This is a genomic window from Thiocapsa sp., from assembly GCF_035467215.1.
Classification (GTDB): domain Bacteria; phylum Pseudomonadota; class Gammaproteobacteria; order Chromatiales; family Chromatiaceae; genus Thiocapsa.
Window position 1 is genome coordinate 1 of the sequence record NZ_DATITZ010000031.1, and the last position, 4,627, is coordinate 4,627.

Genomic DNA, 4,627 nt, shown 5'->3' on the forward strand with positions numbered 1-4,627 from the left:
GACCCGGCTCCATCTCGACGTAGTCCATCGTCGTTTCATCGAGGAGCGGGACCTGCTCGGGGGTCATAACGATATCCACGCCCTCGCAGGTCATGCGGATGTCGTCCTCGGTCGGCTCGTCGAACCCGATCCGATAGTCGATCGCCCCGTCCGGCATCTGAAACGCAGCCAACCGCAATGACATGCCCTCGGTGCCGCCTTGCTGCGCGGCTTTGAGCACCTGATCGGCCGCTGCTGTCGTGAGTTTGAACATCTGAAACCTATTTCCCGTTGAGTATTCGCATGACATGCGTCCGATAGGCTCCGCTCCAAACCCCGTTCGGAGCGATCTGCATGGATTCAAGCCCGTGTTCCGCCGCCGGCGGGTGCACCGAAGGCACCGTCGGTGCGGCTTGCAACCTCGACTCCTGCAGGGCCTCAGCCGCCGAGACAGCGCTGAATATGCTCGACGAATCGCCGTGTCCACCGGACACCGCCCACGTCCCTGAGGTGACTGTAACAGGCCAGCAGATGACCTTGAACGATTCCGTCATGTGCGCCGTCGATTCCCACACCTCGCAGCACATCATAGCCGTACCGCCAAGCCGGGTCAGGCGCGACGAGCGAGGAATGGTGAAACTCATGTGCGGGGATCTCGCAGGCAGCCGCGCCCGCCCCAGCCGGCCATGGGAAGTCCGAGGTCTCGCGCAGCCGCACATAGCCCCGCCCCTGTGGTCGGGCATGCATCCTGACCTCGGCCTTGAGCGCGCCGACCATCTCGCGCCGCTCGCCCTTCCAGTCGATCGCCTCGCACAGATACATCAGTCCACCGCATTCGGCGTAGACGGGGCCGCCGCGGGCGATGAAGTCCGCGATCTGCTCGCGCATCTCGCGGTTCGCCTCCAGCTCGGCCATGCGGCACTCGGGGAAACCCCCGCCGATATAGAGTGCATCCACGGACGGAAGCTCGCGATCGGCAAGCGGGCTGAGCTCGACCAGCTCGGCACCCGCTGCGGCGAGTGCTCGAAGATCGTCCGGATAGTAAAAGCCGAAGGCGGCGTCGCGCGCGATCCCGATGCGCACCACCTCCCCTGCACGTGCATCAATCGACGGGGACGCCTCGGCCAACGGCGGACGGGGTGCCTCCTCGGCGATCGCGAGCAGCCGGCTGAGGTCGACCTGCTCGGCGACACGCCCGCGGATGCGGTTGATCCATGCCTCGGCGGCCTCCGCCTCGTTGCTCGGCATCAGGCCGAGGTGGCGCTCGGCGATCTCGATGTCGTCGTCGCGATGCATTACGCCGAGCACCGGCAGATCCGTATAGTGCTCCAGTGCGGCGATTAGATTGCGGGCATGGCGCGTCCCGCCGACCTTGTTGAGGATGACGCCGGCGAGGTTCAGCCCGGGGTCGAAGGCCTGGTAACCGAGCAGAAGGGGCACGATGCCGCGCCCCATACCGTGACAGTTGACCACCAACACGACCGGTGCCCCGAGGAATTTGGCGAGCTCGGCGTTGCTGTTGGAGCCTGCCGGATCGATGCTGTCGAAAAGGCCGACATTGCCCTCGATGAGCCCGAGATCCGCCCTGTCGAGCTCGCGGGCGAAGGCGTCGAGGATCTCCGCGCGCCGCATGGTATGGAAATCGAGGTTATAGCAGGGGCGAGAGCAGGCCTCGGTCAGCCACAGCGGGTCGATGTAGTCGGGGCCCTTCTTGAACGGCTGGACGCGTACGCCTGCGTCGCGCCAAGCTCGACACAGACCGATGGAGAGGGTGGTTTTTCCCGATGATTTTTGAGTTGCCGCGATGTAGAGATGCGCCATCGAACCGTCACCCGACCTTCGACTGCTGAAGTGATTCGATGACCGAGACCATCCGACAAGAAACGCAGGACCGGGTATCCCGGCCAAGATGAGGCCATGCCGGCTCCGTCCTCGAAGGACGGGCCGACCGATCCGCGATCAGGCCTTGGCGCCTGCGGGGCCTTGCTCCACGATCTTCTCCTCGTCGACCGGCAGCACATCATCCGCGAGCGACTCGGGCAGGAACTGCAGAACCCGCACACCCACGGCTGTGACCAAGAGGGCAACCGCCACACCGCCAAGACCGAGCAGAACCTCCGGGATCGTCGGTCTGTAATGCGCCGCTTCACCCTGCACCCCGTCGAAGAAACCCGAGGCCAAGACCGTCTGTCCGGGGAACATCTGCATCGGATACGCCTGGCTGCCGATGATGATCACGTACATGCTGGCCAAGCCGCCGACAATCACGAGGCCGCACGCCGCGGCGATCCAGTTTCTTTCTTTGCTCAACACCGGGTGGTAGATGATCCCGAGCGGCATGAGTCCGCCGACCAGAATCCAGCCGACCCAAAACATGAAGGTGTAGATGCCGCCGTCGAGCAGGAGCCATCCAACCAGATCGTGGTTCTTTGACCCGTAAAGCTTGGTGAGGTGATAAACCAGCGTGAAGTAGAAAACGCCCAGGATAAAGATACCGAGCAGGTTCTTGAGACGACACAGGATGCGTTCGCCGATGGGACGACCTTCCTCCGCGAAGGTGAACATCATGACCAGCATGAAGATGGCGAGACCGTAGGCGAAAGACATCACGACGAACATCGGCGCAAGGATGGCCGCGTCGTAGGCCTGGCGCGCGACCAGAAAACCGAAGATCGATCCGGTACCCGTCGTCAATGCCAGTCGCCAAAAGGTCGCGACGATCCCGATTGGACGGTTGTAGGGCTCGCCGTGGCGGTCCGCCATGCTCCAGAGATAAGCGATCACGATCGCCATGAAGCCGGTGTAGAGGAAGATGTTCCAGGCGAAGATCGATCGGAAGTTGTAGGTGGTCATCGCCACCACCAAGCGCTCGGGGCGCCCGAGATCGAGCACCAGCACCAACAGACCGCCCATCAGCAGTGCCGCGGAGAGGAGTCCGGAGAGACGTCCGAGCGGCTTGTACAGCGGTTTGCGGAAGACGGTCCCGATAGAGGCGATGTTCAGCGCACCGGAGGCCGAAATGATCAGGAAGACGGCGAACACGTGGGGCGTTCCCCAGACCACCGAGTTGCTCATCCCGGTGACCCAATGGCCTTCGTGCTCCATATAAGCGAAGGCGAGCGCGCCGATCCCGATCACCGAGGCAAGAATGCCGAGGAGGCTCCAGTACCGAGCGGGCGGAATGCGCCACTCGCGATAGATGATTCGCTTCATGTCCTGCTCACCTCGCCCAGGTCAGATTCCGGAATACCGAACGCCCGTATTCAAGCTCAGATCTTCGCGGATCTGTCGGCTCGCCATCTCGGCGAGATGCTTTCGGATGTTGCTTTCGGGATCTTTGAGGTCACCGAAGACGATCGCCTCGTGCCCGGCTTCGCGGCAGGCATCGACGCACGCGGTGGAGTCTTCGCCGAAATCGCGCCGATGGACACAGAGGTTGCAGCTCTCCACGCAGCCCTTGCCGCGGGGTACGCGGGTGAGTTGATCCTCCATCACTTCGTGGATGAAGCTGCGTGCCTTGTAGGGACAGGCCATCATGCAGTAGCGGCAGCCGATACAGGTGTGACGGTCGACCATGACAATGCCGTCGGCACGCTTGAACGAGGCGCCGGTCGGGCAGACATCCACGCACGGCGGATGCTCGCAATGCTGGCACATCAGGGGAAGATTGGTCACACGCCCGGTCTGGTTGTCCTGGAGCTGGACCTTGCGGATCCAGACCGCCTTTTGATCGTCCCAGTGCTCTTGCGACGCGCTCGCGGGCTTGCTCTGAAGACTCAGACCGTTCTCGCGGTCGCAGGCATCGACACAGGCCGAGCAGCCGTCGACACACTTGGCCGTATCGATCAGCAGACCCCAGCGCACGTCGCTGGTCACCGCCTCGGAGCGCGGGGCGGCCGTGACCGAATGCAGTACAACCCCCGGCGCGACGACGGCCGCCGTGACACCGGCGGCGACGCCCATGAAGGCGCGCCGACCCGAATCGGCAGGCCCCGCGTCGGCCGGGTGATCGGTTGGTTCGTGGTGATCTTTCATCTCAGTGGTCTTCCCCATCAGGTCGAGCCTGAACCGATCGATCCACGCCGACGGCTTGAAAGGCGGCGTGCGCCGCCCGCTCGGCGCCCGGCCCTCTGGGCACGGATGCGTGGCAGTTGAAGCAGTTCAGGTTAACGGCCGTGAAGGCATGACAGGCGCCGCAGAACTCTTCCTTCTGATGAATCGGTTGCGGCACGTGCTCCGCGTCGGAGCGGATGTGACACTCCACACACCCGGCGAGACTGTGCTTGCTGGAACGGATCCCGCCATGAACTGTCTCGTCGCGCTGGTGCTTGATGAGCTCCATGTGCTTGCGACGCATCACATCGGTCGGCTCGACACAGGATTCCAAGGCCGCTGCCTTGGACCCCTCGAGCACGTAAGTCTTCGCGTCGGCCGCCAGGACGACTTGGGCGACCAGCACCCAAGCCAATCCAACGGCGACGAGGCCAGCTCTCACTGCGGCTCTTGCCATCGACGCCTCCACGGCGCTTACTCGCCGAGACCCATCTTGATATAGCCGGTCGGGCAGACATCGGCGCAGATATGACAGCCGATGCACTTGGCATAGTCGGTGTCCACGTAGCGCCCTGTAGTCCGGCTGTTCTTATCG

6 protein-coding genes are annotated in these 4,627 nt (G+C 63.4%); all 6 read right to left on the reverse strand.

All coding sequences use genetic code 11. The annotated features are described in order from the left end of the window. Positions 1 to 253: iron-sulfur cluster assembly accessory protein (locus VLR48_RS01665; protein ID WP_325290112.1), on the reverse strand; the 253-nt coding region annotated here is incomplete at its 3' end. 164 nt (positions 254 to 417) lie between these two features. Next, positions 418 to 1,800 carry a cobyrinate a,c-diamide synthase gene (locus tag VLR48_RS01670; protein WP_325290113.1) on the reverse strand — a complete coding sequence of 461 codons (1,383 nt, stop codon included), beginning with the start codon at positions 1,798 to 1,800 and terminating at the stop codon, positions 418 to 420. Between the two features lie 138 nt (positions 1,801 to 1,938). Next, positions 1,939 to 3,192 carry an NrfD/PsrC family molybdoenzyme membrane anchor subunit gene (nrfD, locus tag VLR48_RS01675; protein WP_325290114.1) on the reverse strand — a complete coding sequence of 418 codons (1,254 nt, stop codon included), beginning with the start codon at positions 3,190 to 3,192 and terminating at the stop codon, positions 1,939 to 1,941. 21 nt (positions 3,193 to 3,213) lie between these two features. Beyond that, positions 3,214 to 4,014 (reverse strand): sulfate reduction electron transfer complex DsrMKJOP subunit DsrO, encoded by an 801-nt coding sequence (gene dsrO, locus VLR48_RS01680; RefSeq protein WP_325290115.1) that lies wholly within the window; start codon positions 4,012 to 4,014, stop codon positions 3,214 to 3,216. Position 4,015: 1 nt separating this feature from the next. Continuing rightward, a complete protein-coding gene (locus tag VLR48_RS01685; RefSeq protein ID WP_325290116.1) occupies positions 4,016 to 4,489 on the reverse strand; it encodes a sulfur reduction protein DsrJ in 474 nt (157 codons plus the stop codon). A 17-nt stretch (positions 4,490 to 4,506) separates the two neighbouring features. After that, positions 4,507 to 4,627: 4Fe-4S binding protein (locus VLR48_RS01690; RefSeq protein WP_325290117.1), on the reverse strand; the 121-nt coding region annotated here is incomplete at its 5' end.